Here is a 16,101-nt window from a genome sequence, read left to right on the forward strand (position 1 = left end):
CGCCCGCGCGTCTACGCCGTCTTCGCCGTGGCTCCCGCGCCCGCCGTCGTGTGCTCGCCGGTGGGGACGGAGGCGGCCTGCGACTGGAAGTAGTCGCGCACCTTGAAGTTGCGCGCCACGAGCCAGAGCATCAGCCCCGCCAGCAGCGCGAGGCTGCCGTAGAAGAAGAACTGGCTCGGGCCCTTGAACGCCTGGATGCCCGAGATGAAGGCCACGAAGATGTTCGCGAGCGCCGTCGTCACCAGCCACAGCGACTGCACCACGCTCTTCATCTCGCGCGGCGCCTGCGTATAGGCGAACTCCAGGCCCGTGGTGGACACGAGGATTTCCGCCACCGTCAGCACCGCGTAGGGCAGCACCATCCACGCGATGTTGAGCACCTCCTTGTTGTCCATGCGCTGCTGGAAGAAGCCGGCGATGACGTAGGACGCCGCGCACAGCACCATGCCCAGCGGCATGCGGCGCAGCGGCGTCAACTCCCAGCCCAGGCGCTTGAAGAGCGGGTAGACGCCGCCGGCCAACAGGGGAATCAGGATCATCACCAGGCCGGGGTTGATGATTTGAATCTGGCTCGGCCGGAAGGTGAAGGGGCCCACCACCGGGTCCATGGACTTCGCCTGCAGCACCAGCGTCGAGGCCTTCTGGTCGAAAATCATCCAGAAGAACATCACCGGGATGAAGAGCACGACGAGCCGGAGCACGGCCTTCACGCCCTCGATGGCCGCCTCGGGGTGCTTGGCCTTCGCGGCGTCCAGCCAGTGCGCGCCCTTCTCGCGCGTGCCCTTCGCGAACAGCGCGGACAGGACCACCTTGAGGAACGAGTGCGGGTCCTTCCCCGTGGGCGGCACCATGACGTAGTGCTTGCGGCCCAGCCAGTAGATGGCCGTGGCGACGAACATCAGGACGCCGGGAATGCCGAACGCCACCGACGGCCCGTACCTCGCCAGCACCTCGGGGATGAACAGCGCCGCGAAGAACGAGCCGAGGTTGATGCTCCAGTAGAAGATGGAGAAGATTTTGTTCACGAGGTGCTTGTTGGACTCGTTGAACTGGTCCCCCACCATCGCCGCGACACACGGCTTGATTCCGCCCGAGCCCACCGCGATGAGCAGCAGCCCGAAGTAGAAGCCCAGCGGCACGTTCTCGAAGAACGCCAGGCACGCGTGGCCCACGCAGTACACCAGGCTCAGCCAGAGGATGACCTTGAACTTGCCGAACACCCGGTCGGCGAGCCAGCCGCCCACGAGCGGGAACCAGTACACGCCGAACATGAAGAGGTGGAAGTAGCTCTTCGCGAGCGCGGTGCGCTCCTCGCCTTCGCCCGCCGACTGGCGCAGCAGGTAGTCCGCCAGGAACACGGTGAGGATGCCGCGCATCCCGTAGAAGCTGAACCGCTCACAGGCCTCCTGGCCGATGATGAACGGAATCTGGGGCGGGAACTTGTTGCTCGGCGCGGCGGGGGCGCTGGTCGTCTGTGCCATGCGTCGGGGTGCTCCCTCGTGGCGAAAGGTGGGGCTCTGGGAAAGCGGGCGCCCACCCTATCCAACGCGGCGTCCGGACTCCAACCACCCCCGCGCCCGGAGTCGGGGACTGCACCCGCTCGCCCGGGCAGCAGTCTGACGCGGCAAGTCAAAAAGGCCGTGCGGCGCACGGAGCGCTCGCGGCCACACCCCTATCGGAATTCTCTCGCGAGCATGCTCGCGCAATTCCGATACAGATGCGGCTTGAACGATACAACTTGATTAGTTGTCACGCGTTTGACAGGGATTGGGACATCCCTATCATATGACTCGCGGTACGTCTCACTTCGCGAACCACACCCCTCCCGTGACACCGTTCCTCCAAGGTGGACGGGGGGTTGGGGGTGAATGAAGGCACCCCCGCCCCCCGCTCCATGTTCGCGGTGAGGGCGCGATGGGACGTCAGCTCGCTTCCTGCAGCTCCACCGCGGGGCCGTCCACGCGCTGGCCCACGCGAGCGCGCCGCGCCTTCGACAGCACGTGCGCCAGGTAGCGGCCGGTGTGGCTGCCCTCCACCTTCGCGACCTGCTCCGGAGTGCCGGTGGCCAGAATCTTCCCGCCGCCCGCGCCGCCCTCGGGGCCGAGGTCGATGACCCAGTCCGCGCTCTTGATGACATCCAGGTTGTGCTCGATGACGAGCACGCTGTTGCCCGCCTCCACCAGCCGGTTGAGCACGGAGAGCAGCTTGCGGATGTCCTCGAAGTGCAGGCCGGTGGTGGGCTCGTCGAGGATGTAGAGCGTGCGGCCGGTGGCCACGCGGGCCAATTCGCGCGCCAGCTTGATTCGCTGGGCCTCGCCGCCGGACAGGGTGGGGGAGGGCTGCCCGAGGCGGATGTAGCTCAGGCCCACGTCATGCAGCGTCTGCAGGACGCGCATGATGTCCCTGTGCGCGGCGAAGTGCTCCATTGCCTCGCGCACGCTCATGTCGAGCACCTCGGCGATGTTCTTCCCCTTGTAGCGCACGCGCAGGGTGGCCTCGTTGAAGCGCTTGCCGCCGCACACCTCGCAGGGCACGTACACGTCCGCGAGGAAGTGCATCTCCACCAGCTTCACGCCGTCGCCCTCGCACGCCTCGCAGCGGCCGCCCTTGATGTTGAAGCTGAAGCGGCCCGGGCCGTAGCCGAAGGCGCGCGCCTCCGGCGTCATCGCGAACACGTCGCGGATGTTGTCGAACAGCTTGGTGTACGTGGCCGGGTTGCTGCGCGGCGTGCGGCCGATGGGGCGCTGGTCGATGTCGATGACCTTGTCCAGGTGCTCGAAGCCCTGAATCGACTTGTGCTTGCCGGGCGCCTCGCGGCTCTCGTAGAGGTGCCGCGCCAGGGCGGGGTAGAGGATTTCGTTGATGAGCGTGGACTTGCCCGCGCCGGACACGCCGGTGACGGCGGTGAAGATGCCGAGCGGAATCTCCGCGTCCACGTTCTTCAGGTTGTTCTCCTGCGCCCCCTGAATGACGATCTTCCTCTTCGGGTCCGGCTTGCGGCGCGACTCGGGGATTTCGATTTCCTTGCGCCCGGAGAGGTACGCGCCCGTCTCGCTGGCCTCGTTGGCCATCACCTGCGCCGGCGTGCCCTGGGCCACCACCTGGCCGCCCAATTCACCCGCGCCGGGGCCGAAGTCCACCAGCCAGTCCGCCTCCTCCATCGTCTCCTCGTCGTGCTCCACCACGAGGACGGAGTTGCCCAAATCCCTCAGGCGCTTGAGCGTGGCCAGGAGCTTGCCGTTGTCGCGCTGGTGCAGGCCGATGGAGGGCTCGTCGAGGATGTAGATGACGCCCGTGAGCTCGCTGCCCATCTGCGACGCCAGGCGGATGCGCTGGCTCTCGCCGCCGGACAGCGTGGACGCGGTGCGGTCCAGCATCAGGTAGCCCAGGCCCACGTCCACCAGGAAGGACAGGCGGCTGCGAATCTCCTTCAGGAGCTCGGTGGCAATCTTCCGCTCGTGCGCGGTGAGCCCCAGGTCCCCGAGGAAGCTCAGCGCGTCGGAGATGGTCAGCCGGCTCAGCTGCACAATCGTCTGGCCGTGCACCTTCACCGCGCGGCTCTCCGGCTTCAGGCGCTCGCTCTTGCAGGAGGGGCAGGGCTTGTCACTGAAGTACTTCTGCAGCTCGGCGCGGCGCGACTCGGAGGTGGTGGTCTTGAAGTTGCGCATCAGGCGCTCGACCAGGCCCTCCCACTCCATCTTGTACTGGCCGCCCTCGCCCCACTCGACGGTGAAGCTCTTGCCGTTGGAGCCGTACATCAGCGTTTCCTTCTCACGCTTGGACAGCTTCGCGTACGGCACGTCCAAATCAATCTTGAACGCCTTGGCCAGGCTCTCCACGAAGTCCGCCGTCCAGCCCTCGCCGCGATTCATTCCGCTGGCCCACGGCTCAATGGCGCCGTCGCGGATGCTGCGGGACGGGTCCGGGACGATGAGGTCCGGGTCCATCTCCGGCTTGGTGCCCAGGCCGTTGCAGTCCGTGCACATGCCCAGCGGGTTGTTGAAGGAGAAGGACGCGGGCGTCAGGTCGCCGAAGGACAGGCCGCAGGTGGGGCACGCGTTCAGCTCGGACATGACGCGGTCCGAGGCCGGGGTGCCCTTCTCGTCGGTGACGATGAGCGTGCCCTTGCCCTCGCGCAGCGCCGTCTCCACCGAGTCGGTGAGGCGCGTCTTGATGTCCGGCTTGAGCACGAGCCGGTCGATGATGAGCGCGATGTCGTGCTTGGACTTCTTGTCCAGCTCGATGCGCTCCTCCAGGCTCTTGAGCGCCCCGTCGATGCGCGCGCGGGAGAAGCCGCGCTTCTGCGCCTCGGTGAGCAGGTCCTTGTGCTCGCCCTTGCGGTTGGTGACGAGCGGCGCGAGAACCTGAATCTTGCTGCCCGCGGGCATCTTCAGGATTTCGTCGACAATCTGTTGCGCGCTCTGCTTGCCCACCTTGCGCCCGCAGTTGGGGCAGTGCTGCACGCCGATGGAGGCGTAGAGCACGCGCAGGTAGTCGTGCACCTCGGTGACGGTGCCCACGGTGGAGCGCGGGTTGTTGCTGGCCGCCTTCTGCTCGATGGAGATGGTGGGCGACAGGCCGCGGATGGTGTCGTACTTCGGCTTCTCCATCTGCCCGAGGAACTGCCGGGCATAGGCGGAGAGGCTCTCCACGTAGCGGCGCTGGCCTTCCGCGTAGAGCGTGTCGAAGGCGAGCGAGCTCTTGCCGGACCCCGACACACCCGTGAAGACGACGAGCTTCTTCTTGGGGATGTCCAGGGAGACGTTCTTGAGGTTGTGCTCCTTGGCGCCTCGGAGGGAGATGACGTCGGGCTCGGACATGGTGGCGGCGCTTTACACTGAAAGGGTGTTCCGGTGCGAGGAAACTCGCACGGGAGGAGTGGATGACATCCAACGCCCCGGGTTTCAACGCACATCCCACATGTGGCAGGTCTCCATGCAGGCGTGCGCTCGACGCACGACATGCAGGCGTGCGCGTCGAGCACGACATGCAGGCGAGCGCGTCGGGCATGACGGGCAGGCGTGCGCATCGCACACGACGGCGGGGCGAGCAGGGTGGCTCTCGTGCCTCCGCGGTTTCCCTGTAGCGTGCGCCCGTACATGAGTCGTTGGGTCCTTCCAGAGCGCTACCGCGGCATTCCCCTGCTCGTCTTCTCGAGCTTCCTCTTCGCGGTGATGGCGCTGTGCACGCGTCTTCTGGCGGGCCGCCTGTCCCCCGGGCAGGTCGCGTCTGGCCGCTTCCTCATCGGGCTGGCCTTCCTCGCCATCTACTTCCCGGTGCTGAAGCGCAGGCCTCGCTACGGGCGGCTGTCGCTGTGGGCGCTGCGCGGCGTCTTCGGCGGCGCGGCCGTCTACCTGTACTTCATCGCCATCGACCGGATGACGGTGGGCCCGGCGGTGATGCTCAACGCGTGCTGGCCCATCTACGCGGCCATCATCGGCTGGCTCTTCCTGCGCGAGCGCGTCACCGGGCCGCTGCTGGGCGGACTGGTGCTCACCACGCTGGGCGCGGGCCTGGTGATGTGGAGCACCCTGGACGGAGGCGCGTCGCTGTCGCTGGGGCTGGGCGCGTGGGCGGGCATGGGCTCGGCGGTGCTGGGCGGCGCGGCGATAGTCGTGGTGCGCGCGCTGCGGCACGACACGGACTCGGCCACCGTCTTCTTCTCCTTCTGTCTCTTCGGCCTGCTCTTCAGCCTGCCCTTCGCGATTCAGGACTGGCGGCCGCTGGGGTGGGACGTGGTGCTGCCGCTGCTCGGCGTGGGGCTGACGTCCGTCGCGGCGCAGATGACCTTCACGTATGCCTTTGGCTACGTCACTGCGGTGGCGGGCGGCGTGGCCACGCAGCTCACGCCGGCCTTCTCGTGGGTGATGGGCGCGCTGCTGCTCGGCGAGCCCGTGTCTCTGCTGGCCGTCACCGGCGCGGCGGTGTGCGTGGGCGGAGTGCTGTGGGGCACCGGCGTGGTGGGGCGGCTCTTCGCGCCCGCGTCGGCGTCGCGGCCCACCGCGTGAGCGTCGCCTGCTGAACTCGCCAGCCCCTCCCGTCCGTTGGATTCGTCCGTGTGGTACCGGCGCTTCCTGAAAAAACTCCAGACTTCCGGCCCGAATGGGAAATGTTGTTCCACGCTCGGAGCAAGCCGTTTCCCATGGAGGCCAGAGGCTTGCCACGTCGGCATGCCGACGTCTTCCCCCTACAACGCCCGGGCATCGTGGTTGCAGAAGGCCCACCGCCGGAGCCGTGGATCACCGCGGCACATCGAATTCGAAGTCCCCGGGGCGTGGTGGGAGGTCGTTATGCGAAGGGCGCTGTGGGTGGCGTGGGTGGCGGCGGCGTTGATTGTTGGAGTGGGCTGCGAGCGGCCGTCGTCCCAGAAGGCGAAGAGCGCTTTCGTCGTTCGCCCGGAGACGATTGAGTTCGGCCCCGCGGCGCTGGGGCGCACCAAGAGCTTCAAGCTGAAGATTGCCAACGGTGGCCGCGCCTCGTACCGCGTGGAGGGCGCCGTCTCCAGCGTGCCCAACGTGGAGATTCCGCCCTTCGAGCCCTTCACCCTCTCGGCCGGTGCCGAGCAGGAGATTGAAGTCCGCTTCACGCCGAGGGTGGAGGGCGTGGTGCAGGGCATGGTGGAAATCATCACCGACGCGGAGGCCGACGGGAATGTCCCCGTCAACGGCCGCGGCGTGAAGGCCTTCGTCGAGGTGCCCGAGGCGGCGCTCGACTTCGGCAACGTGGCCATGGGCATGGTGGAGATGCGCGAGGTGACGGTGCGCAATCCCTCCGACGTGGAGAGCCCGCTGGTGCTGTCGATTCAGGGCACGGACGCGGACCAGTTCTCCGCCGGAGCGGGGCAGGCCCCCACGCTGGCGGCGGGCGAGGAGCGCGTGGTGCCGGTGGCCTTCGCGCCCAACCGCCTGGGCCAGTCGGAGGCCGCGCTGCACGTGGTGGTGTGCGAGGGCTGCGAGCCAGCGGTGATTCCGCTGCGCGGCATGGGCGTGGCCTCCAAGCTGGAGGTGACGCCGCTGCGCGTGGACTTCGGGCGCGTGGCGCTGGGGGCCACGGCGGAGCAGTCGATTACGGTGCGCAACCAGGGCACGCAGCCGCTGAGCTACTCGGGGGTGCAGCTCCTGGACAACCCGGGCGGCGTCTTCAGGGTGGTGAACGAGCCGCAGCTCGCGGGGGGAGTGCTGGCCGCGGGCGCGGCGGTGGAGCTGCGCGTGGCCTTCACGCCAGTGGCGCTGGGGCGCGTGCGCGACGGCCGCGTGGAGATTGGCGTGCGCGAGCAGGGCACCACCGCGCCGGGTCCCAAGGTGTCGCTGACGGGCGAGGGCGGTGCCTCGTGCGTCACGGTGCTGCCGCGCAAGATTGACTTCGGCGTGGTGGCGGAGGGGATGACGGCCACGCGCGAGGCGGAGGTCATCAACCGCTGCCGGGAGAGCGTGCTGGTGAGCAACCTGCAGCTCGACACGCTCCAGGGCGGCTACTTCACCCTGGCCCAGGCGCCCGCGAGCATCACCGTGCCCGCCGGTGAGACGGTGAAGGTGGGCGTCACCTTCAGCCCGCGCGCCGGGCTGCTGAAGGCCAGCGCCGGGCAGCTCGCGGTGACGGTGCGCACCAACAGCACCTCCGCCACGGAGGCCGTGTCGCTGACCGGCGAGGGCCGCGTCTTCAAGCCCTGCACGTATGACATGCCGCCGACCCTCAAGTTCGGGAAGGTGCCGGTGGGCGCCTCCGTGGCGCTGGGCGTGTCGGTGCGCAACACCGGCGCGGAGGACTGCTACCTGGCCTCCATGCAGCTCACGCCGGGCTCGGACGCGGTCTTCACCTCGCTGCCGGTGCAGAACGGCGTGCTGGCGCCGGGGAAGAAGGCCACGCTGGTGGTGAGCTTCAAGCCGGACGCGGAAGGGCTCTTCAATGGCATGGCCGAGGCGTGGGTGAACCACCCGACGCTGGGCCACCCGATGACGCAGATTACCGGTGAGGGTGTGAAGGGCTGCTTCGCGGTGCAGCCCACCACGGTGGACTTCGGAGTCACCAAGCTGTCCTGCGGCCCGCGCACCCGCGAGCTGCTCGCCATCAACGACTGCCTCGGTCCGGTGAAGGTGTCGGGCATGACGGTGGAGCAGGTGGGGAGCGAGTTCGAGGTGTCGAGCGACCACGCCTTCCCGTACGAGATTCCGCGTGGCGGCCGGGTGCGTCTGACGGCCTCCTACACACCGGTGGATGACGGAGATGACGCGGCGACGCTGCGCTTCATGCTGCCGGACGGCGCCGAGTACACGGCGGGCCTCGTGGGCCGCGGCGTGACGAAGGCGGAGCAGACGGACCGCTTCTTCCAGGAGTCCGAGGCGAAGGTCGACGTGCTCTTCGTGGTGGATAACTCCGGTTCCATGATGGAGGAGCAGCAGAGCCTGGGGCAGAACTTCGCTGCCTTCCTGAGCGCGGCGAGCCAGGCGGCGGTGGACTACCGCATCGGCGTCACCACCACGGGTCTGGACCCGTCTCCGGGCGGCTGGTCCGAGTGCCCGGGCGGCGCGCAGGGCGGTGAGAATGGCCGCCTCTTCCCCGTGGATGGCTCGCGGCCGCGCATCATCACCCCGGGCACGCCCAACGCGGCGAGCGTCTTCGCCAACAACACCCGGGTGGGGGTGTGCCACTGGAACGAGCAGGGACTGGACGCGGCGTACCGCGCGCTGTCGGACCCGCTCATCTACAAGCAGGACGACCCGCGCACCCCGCTGGCCAACGACGGCAACGCGGGCTTCCTGCGCGAGGAGGCGAAGCTGGCCATCATCTTCCTGTCGGACGAGGAGGACTTCAGCTCGCAGCCGGTGTCCTTCTACGAGACGTACTTCCTGGCGCTGAAGGGCAATGACAAGACGAAGCTGAGCATCAACGCCATCGTCGGTCCCATGGACCTGGGCACCTGCCCCACGTCGAGCAGCTCCGGCAGCCGCTACATCCAGCTCGCGCAGTCCACGGGCGGCGCGGTGGAGAGCATCTGCACGCCGAACTGGGCCGCGTCCCTGGAGAAGCTGTCCAACAGCGCCTTCGGCCCCAACCGCCGCTTCAAGCTGACCGAGGAGCCCGCGGACCCCTCGCGCATCGTCGTCGCGGTGGACGGCGTCCCGGTGACGGAGGGCTGGCAGTACGAGGCGGACAGCAACTCCATCCTCTTCGACCGCAACGCGGCTCCCGCGCCCGGCTCCATGATTGAGGTGACGTACCCGCTGGGCTGCAACTAGGCCCGCGACGCGACACGGTCCTCCCGGGGCGCTCCCGCCGTGAGGTGGGGGCGCCCCGTCGTTTCTTCCCCCCGCCAGGGCCGGCCGGCCGGCGAGCGGGCTATTTGTCAGCCATTGACCCCCACGTCACAAAGATGACTCGACAGGGCGGGGAGGCGCGTGCAGCCTTTCGGCCCGAGATGCCGGAACCCCTTCTCGTCGCCGCCCTGGGTGACATCCACGGGCGCTTCCACCGCGTGGAGACGTGGTTGGACGCGCTGGAGGAGACGCGCGGCCGCCGCGTGGACCTGGTGCTGGCGGTGGGGGACGTGGAGGCCTTCCGCCGCGCGGACGACCACCGGCGCAAGGCCGCCAAGCGCACCATGCCGGCGGAGTTCGCGGAGTACGCGGACGGGGTACGCCGGGTGAAGCGGCCGCTGTACTTCATCGGTGGCAACAACGAGGACTTCGAGGCGCTGCACGACCTGCAGGGCGGCGGCGAGCTGGCCCCGGGCGTCTGCTACCTGGGCCGCGCCGGGCTGCGCGAGCTGCACGGGCTGCGGGTGGCGTACCTGTCCGGCATCCACGCACCACGCTTCATCGAGCAGCCGCTGAAGCGGCCCACCACGCAGGACACGATGAAGCAGGCCGGCTACTTCCGCACGGCGGAGGTGGAGCACGTGGCCACGCTGCGCGACGTGGACGTGATGCTGGTGCACGAGTGGCCGCGAGGCATCGTCCAGCGGGCGCGCGCGGAGAACCCATCGCCGCCCCGGCCGCTGCCCTCGTACTGGATTGGCAACCCGGTGACGCGGCGACTGGTGGACACGGTGCAGCCGAAGTGGGTGCTGTGCGGCCACTCGCACAAGGCCTTCGCGGTGACCCTGGAGGAGCAGGGACGGCAGCCCACGCGCGTCGCCTGTCTGGACCAGGCGGCGAGGGCGCAGGAGGCCGTCTTCTGGCTGGAGTTCGAAGGCCGGGAGGCCGTGCGCGCGGGCTGGGGCACGTCCGGCGCCGTGTCGTGGGAGGCGGGGCAGCGGTGGGACTTGTCCTCGCTGCCGCCGCACGTGGGAGACGGCGAAGGGGCTCCGGCGGAAGCGGGTTACTGAGCCCCGCTCAGGGCTGGCCCGGGCGCCAGTGCGTCACGGCGACGACCGGCGAGGTGCTGTTGGAAGGGCCCCCCTGCGTCGAGAGCGATTCGAGCTCCTGGGCCTGCTGGCGGAGCTGCGCGTCCAGGAACCGGAGCGTGTCGTTCGCGCAGGCAGCCCAGCCTCGCGACGTGCTCGTGGCCCGTCCCGCGGGCGCGAGCGCGGGAGCCACGTTGGCGGCGGCACCGATGCTGGTGAAGTCGAGATGCCGCAAGCCGGTGATTCGCACGAGCCACCGGTCCGCGCCGCGCAGGGAGCGCACGAAGTCGAAGTCGGGCACCACCGTGTTGTCGCCCTGCTGGTAGAGGTGCATCAGCGGTACGCGGAAGTCATCGGGGCGGAAGCCGGTGAGGCCATCGAGCCACTCCTTCCCCTGACGGTTGGCGATGCCTCCGTCGAGGCTGACGAGGGCGGACGACTCGGGGTGCTCGCGCGCGAAGAGGAACGCGGAGCGGGCTCCGAAGCTGTGCCCCACGAGCGCGATGCGCGAGGCGTCCACGTGTGTGTCGGCCTTGATGACGTCGTACGCGCGCGCCAGGTCCCGCGTCTGTCCCCGGGCAATGGCGAGCACGTCCTCGTTCTCCGCCGGCGGCGCGAGGTGCGCGGGGAAGGGCGTGGTGGCCACGATGTAGCCGTGGCTCGCGAGGTACTCGGCCAGCACGGCCTGATGGTGGGCGGAGTGGAAGCGCCCCTGGGCCACGAGCACCAACGGGAAGCGCCCCGGCGCATGTGCCGCTCCGCGCACCGCGAGGACCTCCGCGTCCAGCCACGCCGACACGGCGGACGCGGGCAGCCCCATGCTCGTCACGAGCTTCTGGTAGCGAGCCACCGCGGCCTTGGAGACGTACGGGTCCTCCGAGGAGTCCGGCTGCTGCTCGGAGCCGGTGAGGCCCACGTAGTCGCGGTAGTGCAGGCGCGAGGCGGGGGCCTCGGCTCGCGCCGGATACCAGACGGTGAGCTGGAGCGGACGCGCGTCCGCGGCGTCCTGGCCGGGGGGAACCGTCAGGACTCGCAGGCCCACGTCATGGTTGCCTGGGGCGAGCGGCCCCCAGAGTGCGGGCGCCTTGCTCGCTGGCGCCGGGGCCACCATGGGCTGGGCGGAAGGCGTGGGACGGGACGTGCCGCAGCCGGCGAGGAGGGCCAGCGCCAGCAGCCAGGAGTGGAGCGCTCGATGCCCGAGGGAGCTCATCAGAAGCGCCCCGAGATGCCCGCCATGTGCGCACCGGCCACGGGCATCATCCGCACACGGGCGGCCCTTTCGGGACTCGTGGTCTCGCCGGTGCGTCCGTGCATCAACAGGGGAACGGCGAGGCCGAACGCCGAGCCGAGCAGGGCGCCGGTGGCGACATCGGTGAGGTAGTGCTTGTCGGCGCCCATGCGCAGCAGGCCCACGGAGGTGGCGAGCGGTAGTCCCACGGCCCAGATCCACGCCTGGTTCTCATAGCCGCGCAGCGCGGCCACGGTGCCCGCGGAGACGACGAGGGAGAACGCGAGGTTGGTGTGGCCGCTGTAGAAGGAGAGGTTGTTGTCGCTCGGGTGGGCGGTGAGGCCCTTCTGGTCCTCGGGGAGTTGGTGCACGAAGGGGCGCTCGCGGCCGACGATGAACTTCACCGTCTGGTTGGCCACGGACGCGAGCACCGCGCTCTGGATGATGATGGTGGCGTCCTGGGCGAAGAAGCGGTCGGGAGCGCCGGAGCCGTGGCCCACGGCGTACTGCACGCCGAGGACGCTGGCGGGGACGACGGCGAAGCCGAGGATGTTGCTCCAGGTGTCGGCGCGCTTGCGGGACTCCTCGGTGCTGCCCGCGAGCCCGCGGCCCCAGCGGTCCAGCCGGTTGAGGGTGTCGGTGCCGTCCGGGGCGCGGTCACACCAGCGGCACTGCGCGGGGGCGAGGTCGTCCTTGAAGAAGGCCTCGCTGGAAATCCATAGGACGCCGCCGGTGCCGGTGATGATGGCGTCGCGGGTCCAGTCGAAACGAAGCTCATGGAGCCGGGGCGAGTCCTCCTGGGCGGAGGCGGACAGGGGTGCGAGGGCCAGCAGGAAGGCCACCACGGCGGCAATGGGAGCAGGGCGCACGGCGCGGAGCATAGGAGGCTCCCGCGTCGTCGTTCCACCCTCCGGAAGCCGTTCTCCCGCGCGGCCTACACTTCGGTGAACTTCATGCCCGTGGCTCCCGTGCGCTCCAGGGCGAGCTTGATGTCCTCGGAGACGATGATGACCATCGGCCAGCCCCAGGGACGGAAGACCTTTCCGGCGCCGACCTTGGACTTGTCGATTCGAAGGCCGCGAACGTTGTGGTAGGTCCCCACCTTCTCTGGCTGCCCGTCCTCCGGCTGATAGTAGTCGACGTATTCTGAAGCCTTGTCGTCGATGCACCTCAACAGCCGCGTGACGTTGAGGATGAAGTACGGCTCGGGCTGACCTTCGACCTCCACGGAGAAGAGCTGCACGTCGTCGGGTGCCAGTTCCGCGAACACGGAGGCGACCGTCTTGTGAACGATGGGAGTGGCGCCCACGGCTGTCGTAGCGAAGTCGACCGCTCGGCCAGGGCGATACAGAGGGATGCGGAGGGGCTCGCGAAGCTCCAAGGGCTGCCCCTGGGAAAACTGCCAGACGTCCCCGATCTCCTGGCCTTGGAGGTCCGTGGGCTCGTCTGGGTACCAGCGACCTGGGACGTAGAGGTTCTGTGCGAGGTCGAAGTAGCGTTCAGGCATGTCTACTCCAGGTCCTTCGTAACAAGGCGGCGGAGCATGGCTCCTGGGGTGAGGAGCTCGTTGCGCAGTTTCTTCAACTCCCCAAGCAGCGCTTCCCTGCACACGTTGGTGCTACGGCAAGAACCAAGTGCTCGCTGTAGCCGCAGAAAGACTTCCCGATGATACGCCTCCGGGTGCGGACCTTCATGGCCACGGATGCGTACCAGATTGGCGGGGTCGTTCAGCGTCATGCCCGCCCTTCTGAAGAGCTTCTCGAACACCGGCGTCCACGGTCCTCCGTTCGCATCTGACTCGGTGTTCTTGTCGGTGCAGATGTGATGCACCTTCCCGTCCGGATCACCCAGGATGCCACTCGAGCCCGAAGCCACCATGGCCACCGCGCCGGGCCCGAGGGTGATGATGACGCCACCCTCGACCACCGCGACCGCGCTCACTTGTTCAATCGCCGCGAGATTCACTCCGAGCTGCGATGCACTCAGTGCCGCTGCCGGAGGGAAGCCTGGTAACAGGGGTAACCGGGAGGCCAGCGCTGAGGCTCCACTCATAGTGCCCTTGCCCAGCACTACTGCCACTGCGAGCACGAAGATGCGCGCCCCTTGCGTGCCCATGACATGGCCGAAGCGCTCGCCGGCCTCTTCCAACTCCTCGAACGTACGGGCCCGGTCCGAGTTCCGCTTCAGCTCGATGCATGCGTGGACCAACTCGAGGAACGCGTCGATGCCCACGTACGCCAGCATCAGCACCGACACTACTGCGGCCGCCTTGGTGAACACGGGCTCGGGGTTCGCTGCCAGCACGGCCCACGTCACCAACGCCGACACCACCACCGCCTTGAAGAAGGTGGGGTTGAGCGTCTTCTCCACCGCCTCCGCGATGCTCGCGTGCATTGGGTCCAGTGACAGGCCCATTGCCAGGGTCAACCGGTCCCTCTCATCGAAGCCAAGTCCGTCCTCCAGCAGCGAGAGACAGTCCCCTGGCCCCTCGTGCGCCTGGCACCACCGGCCGTACCGCTTATGCAGCGCGCTCCGCAGCGCCTTGTCCATGGTGCTGCCGCGATTCGAGGCACGTACCAACCACCCGGCATCATCGGAGGGCCGCAGGGACAGGGGCACATCCAGCGCGAGCCGTGCGAGAGCCTTCTCGAAGTCCTCTGCATCGACCTCGACGGAACCACCCGAGGCCCGCGGGACATGCTCCACCACCCGACCCTGGCCAGTATCGAGCCGCACGACGCGCGAGCCCGTACAGCCCACCATCCACGGAATCAACAGCAGGGCCCACCAGCTTTTCGCCACCACACGTGCCTCCCCGGGGCCGAGCACCCCTGAGTCAGGCGCGGCACGAGAGCATCGGCTTGGAGCCCAGGTCGATGGTGGAGAACCGCAGAGTCTCTCCTCTGGCCTGAACGGCATGAGCCGGATGTGCCCGCTCGCTTGCTGGAGACCCACGCTTGGGCCGACCCACCTCGTCCGTGCGAGCCCTCGTTGAACGCCCTGTCCGAGGATGGCCTAGAGTCCCGGAGCGAACACGTCATGACGACCTCCTTCGCCACCCGGTTCCCGCTCAAGGTCCGCCTCTCGCTGCACGGAGGCACGCTCCTGGTGGGCGCGTTCACGTATCTCTACGCGCGGCTCGTCTGCACGTATATCTGCTCGCTGCCGCCCCTGCTGTTGCTGCAATCGGTCCTCGGGCTCTCGGCGGTCCACATCGTCTTGCGAGAAGGCGTGTTCCGCTTCGCTCCCGAGCCGGATGGAAGCCGCACTCCGGCCCGCCATGCGTATCTGCTCTCCGTGGGCACCTGGGTGGTGACGGGCTTCGTGGCCTTCACGCTGCATCTCTGGCTCTATCCCCACTTCCCGCTCCTCAGCCACGTGAAGCTCGCCGTCGGGTACTGGCTGCTCGGAGGCGGCCTCGTCGCCCAGGTGGAGTACCTCCTCTTCGAGCAGCTCCGCCCCTCCACGTCCTCGCCCGTCGCGCAGTTGCGCGAGCGACTGGGGCACCGGCTCATCGAGGGCTACGTCCTCTTCACCACCATCCCCGTGCTGGTGCTGCTGCTCACCCTCGTGCGCATGGTGGGCGAGTTTCACGGGAGCCGGCAGGCGTTGATTGAAGCCTCGCTCCTCGCCGCTTCCATCACCGTGGTGGCGCTCATCGCGGCCGTGGCCTATGGCTCCAGCCTGCGGCGCGACTCGGAGCGACTGCTGGACGCCGTGCGCCGGGTCGGCAGTGGGGACCTCCATCCCTCCGCCGCCACGAGCCGCCCTGATGAACTCGGGCTCATCGCCCTCGGCATCAACGACATGGCTGACGGACTCCGTCTCCGCGAGCGCATCCGCGAAGCCTTCGGCCGCTTCGTCTCACCGCAGGTGGCCAACGAGTTCATCGAGAAGTACGCGCGCCCGGGACGTGCCGCGGAGCTGGGAGGCCGCCGGCGCGATGTGGTCCTTCTCTTCAGCGACCTGCGCGACTTCACGCCGCTGTCCGAGTCGCTCTCCCCCGAGGACCTCATCGAGGTGCTCAACGGCTACTTCGGGGAGATGGTCGCCACCATCCAGAAGCACGGGGGCATGGTGGACAAGTTCATCGGCGACGCGGTGCTCGCCGTCTTCGGTCTCACCGAGGGCAGCGAGAACCCGGCCGTCGCCGCCGTGGCCGCCGCGCGCGAGATGCAGCAGCGTCTGAAGGACTACAACGCGCGGCTCGCCGGACGAGGGCTGTGCCTTCGTTCCGGCATCGGCGTGCACGCGGGCGAGGTCGTCGCGGGCTATCTCGGCAGCGCGGAGCGGCTGGAGTTCACCGTCATCGGCCACACCGTCAACGTCGCGGCCCGCATCGAGAGCCGGGCCCGCGAGCCGCTGCCCTCGCTGCTCTTCAGCGACGAGGTGGCCCGGAGGCTCGCGGGGAAGCTCGACGTTCGCGAGGTGGAGTCCGTCACCCTCAAGGGCGTCGCGGAGCCGATGCGTCTCTACACGTTGGCGCGCGAGGCCGAAGACAACCAGGCCGCGTGAGGGCGTGAGCCGCTGC

At 68.6% G+C, this 16,101-nt stretch carries 10 protein-coding genes; 4 read left to right on the plus strand and 6 right to left on the minus strand.

Features of this window, described 5'->3' with window-relative positions; translation table 11 throughout:
* Window positions 1–11: 11 nt before the first annotated feature.
* A complete protein-coding gene (locus ACVTJA_RS16915; protein WP_465837410.1) occupies window positions 12–1,481 on the minus strand; it encodes a POT family MFS transporter in 1,470 nt (489 codons plus the stop codon).
* A gap of 441 nt (window positions 1,482–1,922) precedes the next feature.
* Window positions 1,923–4,820 carry an excinuclease ABC subunit UvrA gene (gene uvrA, locus ACVTJA_RS16920; RefSeq protein WP_465837411.1) on the minus strand — a complete coding sequence of 966 codons (2,898 nt, stop codon included), beginning with the start codon at window positions 4,818–4,820 and terminating at the stop codon, window positions 1,923–1,925.
* Between the two features lie 279 nt (window positions 4,821–5,099).
* On the opposite strand from uvrA, the gene ACVTJA_RS16925 reads away from it, so the two are divergent.
* From ACVTJA_RS16925 to ACVTJA_RS16935, 3 genes are all read left to right on the plus strand, one after another.
* On the plus strand, window positions 5,100–6,008 hold the full coding sequence (locus tag ACVTJA_RS16925) for a DMT family transporter (RefSeq protein ID WP_465837412.1): 909 nt from the start codon (window positions 5,100–5,102) through the stop codon (window positions 6,006–6,008).
* Between the two features lie 282 nt (window positions 6,009–6,290).
* On the plus strand, window positions 6,291–9,236 hold the full coding sequence (locus tag ACVTJA_RS16930; RefSeq protein WP_465837413.1) for a choice-of-anchor D domain-containing protein: 2,946 nt from the start codon (window positions 6,291–6,293) through the stop codon (window positions 9,234–9,236).
* Between the two features lie 179 nt (window positions 9,237–9,415).
* The gene (locus tag ACVTJA_RS16935; RefSeq protein ID WP_465837414.1) at window positions 9,416–10,324 is read left to right on the plus strand and encodes a metallophosphoesterase family protein; all 909 of its coding nucleotides are present in this window, start codon (window positions 9,416–9,418) and stop codon (window positions 10,322–10,324) included.
* A gap of 7 nt (window positions 10,325–10,331) precedes the next feature.
* Here the strand turns inward: ACVTJA_RS16935 and ACVTJA_RS16940 are convergent, their stop codons facing one another.
* The 4 genes from ACVTJA_RS16940 to ACVTJA_RS16955 are packed head-to-tail and all read right to left on the minus strand — an operon-like array spanning window position 10,332 to window position 14,333.
* Entirely contained in the window at window positions 10,332–11,552 is a 1,221-nt protein-coding gene (locus tag ACVTJA_RS16940) for a dienelactone hydrolase family protein (protein WP_465837415.1), read from the minus strand.
* On the minus strand, window positions 11,552–12,451 hold the full coding sequence (locus ACVTJA_RS16945; protein WP_465837416.1) for a phosphatase PAP2 family protein: 900 nt from the start codon (window positions 12,449–12,451) through the stop codon (window positions 11,552–11,554). The genes ACVTJA_RS16940 and ACVTJA_RS16945 overlap by 1 nt, the downstream gene beginning before the upstream one ends.
* A gap of 53 nt (window positions 12,452–12,504) precedes the next feature.
* The gene (locus ACVTJA_RS16950) at window positions 12,505–13,077 is read right to left on the minus strand and encodes an imm11 family protein (RefSeq protein WP_465837417.1); all 573 of its coding nucleotides are present in this window, start codon (window positions 13,075–13,077) and stop codon (window positions 12,505–12,507) included.
* A 2-nt stretch (window positions 13,078–13,079) separates the two neighbouring features.
* A complete protein-coding gene (locus tag ACVTJA_RS16955; protein WP_465840416.1) occupies window positions 13,080–14,333 on the minus strand; it encodes an AHH domain-containing protein in 1,254 nt (417 codons plus the stop codon).
* A 276-nt stretch (window positions 14,334–14,609) separates the two neighbouring features.
* Here ACVTJA_RS16955 and ACVTJA_RS16960 point away from each other — a divergent pair, with 276 nt between their 5' ends.
* Window positions 14,610–16,085, plus strand: a complete 1,476-nt coding sequence (locus tag ACVTJA_RS16960) for an adenylate/guanylate cyclase domain-containing protein (protein ID WP_465837418.1) — start codon at window positions 14,610–14,612, stop codon at window positions 16,083–16,085.
* Window positions 16,086–16,101 lie beyond the last annotated feature (16 nt).

Source organism: Pyxidicoccus sp. M6 (genome assembly GCF_055568925.1).

Coding starts and splice junctions, on each gene's coding strand:
- ACVTJA_RS16940 (WP_465837415.1), bottom strand. CDS start 11,552: ATGAGCTCCCTCGGGCATCGAGCGCTCCACTCCTGGCTGCTGGCGCTG.
- ACVTJA_RS16925 (WP_465837412.1), top strand. CDS start 5,100: ATGAGTCGTTGGGTCCTTCCAGAGCGCTACCGCGGCATTCCCCTGCTC.
- ACVTJA_RS16950 (WP_465837417.1), bottom strand. CDS start 13,077: ATGCCTGAACGCTACTTCGACCTCGCACAGAACCTCTACGTCCCAGGT.
- ACVTJA_RS16960 (WP_465837418.1), top strand. CDS start 14,610: ATGACGACCTCCTTCGCCACCCGGTTCCCGCTCAAGGTCCGCCTCTCG.
- ACVTJA_RS16955 (WP_465840416.1), bottom strand. CDS start 14,333: ATGGTGGGCTGTACGGGCTCGCGCGTCGTGCGGCTCGATACTGGCCAG.
- ACVTJA_RS16945 (WP_465837416.1), bottom strand. CDS start 12,451: ATGCTCCGCGCCGTGCGCCCTGCTCCCATTGCCGCCGTGGTGGCCTTC.
- ACVTJA_RS16930 (WP_465837413.1), top strand. CDS start 6,291: ATGCGAAGGGCGCTGTGGGTGGCGTGGGTGGCGGCGGCGTTGATTGTT.
- ACVTJA_RS16915 (WP_465837410.1), bottom strand. CDS start 1,481: ATGGCACAGACGACCAGCGCCCCCGCCGCGCCGAGCAACAAGTTCCCG.
- ACVTJA_RS16935 (WP_465837414.1), top strand. CDS start 9,416: ATGCCGGAACCCCTTCTCGTCGCCGCCCTGGGTGACATCCACGGGCGC.
- uvrA (WP_465837411.1), bottom strand. CDS start 4,820: ATGTCCGAGCCCGACGTCATCTCCCTCCGAGGCGCCAAGGAGCACAAC.